The sequence below is a fragment of the Rhizobium sp. UBA1881 genome (genome assembly GCF_002338015.1).
Taxonomy (GTDB): domain Bacteria; phylum Pseudomonadota; class Alphaproteobacteria; order Rhizobiales; family Rhizobiaceae; genus Rhizobium.
Map to the genome: position 1 here is coordinate 163 of NZ_DDHH01000053.1, position 2138 is coordinate 2300.

General features: G+C 59.2%; 2 protein-coding genes and 1 pseudogene. All 3 read right to left on the reverse strand.

The genetic code is table 11. The annotated features are described in order from the left end of the window. Positions 1–141: 141 nt before the first annotated feature. Positions 142–1179, reverse strand: coding sequence for a substrate-binding domain-containing protein (locus B3605_RS05255; RefSeq protein WP_113168326.1), 1038 nt, complete (start codon positions 1177–1179; stop codon positions 142–144). Between the two features lie 184 nt (positions 1180–1363). Continuing rightward, entirely contained in the window at positions 1364–1909 is a 546-nt protein-coding gene (gene rfbC, locus B3605_RS05260; protein WP_296433102.1) for a dTDP-4-dehydrorhamnose 3,5-epimerase, read from the reverse strand. A gap of 3 nt (positions 1910–1912) precedes the next feature. Then, positions 1913–2138, reverse strand: a pseudogene (locus B3605_RS05265) (glucose-1-phosphate thymidylyltransferase); the annotation flags it as partial.

A 2138-nucleotide genomic window follows, 5' to 3' on the forward strand; every position in this document is an offset into this window, starting at 1 on the left:
CGCCGATCACGACCGTTCGCCCCTTCGGCTTGGCAGGAAGATGGGCGGTGAGGCCCGTGAGCGGGTCGGCCGCCCTAACAGCGGTGGAGAAGAGATCTTTTAGGAAATCGCGCGGTTGCATGGGCTGGCTTTCGAGAAAATTCAACTGTCGAGGCTGAAGGCATCGCTTTCGCCCGCAACGAGCTCAAGCGGCCAAATCGTGTTGCGTGCGCCATCAGGATAGAAATCCGCATAGGCAGGCATGGTCGCGAGCAGCGTTTCCGCAAGCTCGGCGCCGAGATCGCGCAACGACATCCTGAAACAGGTGAGTGTCGGCTGCAGGAACCGGGCACGCGGCTCTTCGCGAAAACCGATGACGGCGAGATCTCGACCGGGGACGATGCCCGCCTCGACCATGCGTCGGTAAAGCCCGATCGCCATCAGTTCGTAGATCAGAATAATCGCCGTAGGCCGAGGATCAAGGCGGATGAGTTCGTCACCGGCCTGATATCCACCTTGCTCACTCGACTTCGCGCGAATGACGAGTTCGGGATCAAAGGCAATGTCGTGACGTTCCAGCGCGCTACGATAAGCATCGAGAAAAATGTAGCCGAGATTGACGTCTGTTGATGGCACCGCGATCGCGATCCGTCGATGCCCCTTGGCAACGAGCCGATCGACGGCGCAGGCTGCGACGCCTTCGAAATCGAGGTCGATCCAGCTATAATTGCCGCCGGACGAGCTACGGCCGAGCGCAACGAAGGGTATTTTTGCCTTGGCCAGGAAGTCGATACGCTTGTCGACGCGTTGCGTGGCGGAAATGATCAGTGCATCGACCACACGACGCGCCACCATGCGCTTCAGATACTCCTGCGGGTCCTCGTCACTCGGGCAGGGCAGCATGATGAGATCGAGCTTGTGGCGTGAAAACACGCTTTGCAGACCGCCGGTCAGGCCGAGGAAAAAGTTGTCGGCGTTTTCGACCGTTTCCTTGCTGGACTCGATCATCAGGCCGATGACGTTTGTGGTTCCCTGCCGCAGGCTTCGGCCCGACTGGTTCGCCACATAGCCTAGCTCTTCGGCCGCCGCCAGCACTCGCTTGCGAGTCTCCTCATTCACATCAGGTTTGCCATTGAGCGCCCGCGACACGGTCCCGATCGAGATATCGAGATGCTTGGCCAGTTGGCGAATTCCCCTCATTCCGACAATCGTCCTCCCAGTGGCGATGGCTAGCCGACCTTATGTGACACACCAAAACCGATCCGGAAAGGACCAAGGGCAACGATATGTGGTGGAGCCAAAGACGGCGGGCCGACGATCGCCAACTTTCGCGCCTCGTCTGAGCTCTGCCTACTACCGATGTGGCGATGGTCGCGAAACACCGTTACGGAAAAAGATCCGCATCTCTCATCAGCGGCGCCTGCGCGTCCTTGGATGAAAGGATAGGTGTTGTCGCGATCGGCCAGGCGATGTTGACCGTCGGGTCGTTCCAGATGATGGCACGCTCGTGTTGCGGCGAGTAGAAGTCTGTCGTCTTGTAGAGAAACTGCGCGGTTTCAGACAGAACCACGAAGCCATGCGCAAAGCCCGGCGGGATGTAGAGCTGGCGTCTGTTGTTCGCCGACAGGATTTCGCCAACCCACTGCCCGAAGGTTGGAGAGGACCGCCGCAGGTCCACGGACACATCGAAGACCTCGCCTTCGACCACCCGAACCAGTTTTCCCTGAGCTTGGCTGATCTGGTAGTGCAGCCCGCGTAGCACGCCCTTGGCCGACTTGGAGTGATTGTCCTGAACGAATGAAACCTCAGCTCCGACCGCTTCGTTGAAGCGGGCCTGATTGAAGCTTTCGAAAAAGAAGCCGCGTTCATCACCGTAGACGGTGGGCTCGATCAGCAGGACCTCGGGAATTGCCAGTGAAGAGACTTTCATCGGTCAACCTGCCTCCGTCAGCAGTCGCATCAGGTATTTCCCGTATCCGTTCTTGCAGAGCGGCGCCGCCAGTTGCTCCAGCTGTCGGCCGGTGATCCAGCCGTTGCGAAACGCGATCTCCTCCGGACACGACACTTTCAGCCCTTGACGTCGCTCCAGCGTCGAGATGAATTGCCCGGCGTCAAGCAATGAATCATGCGTTCCTGTATCGAGCCAGGCGTAGCCGCGG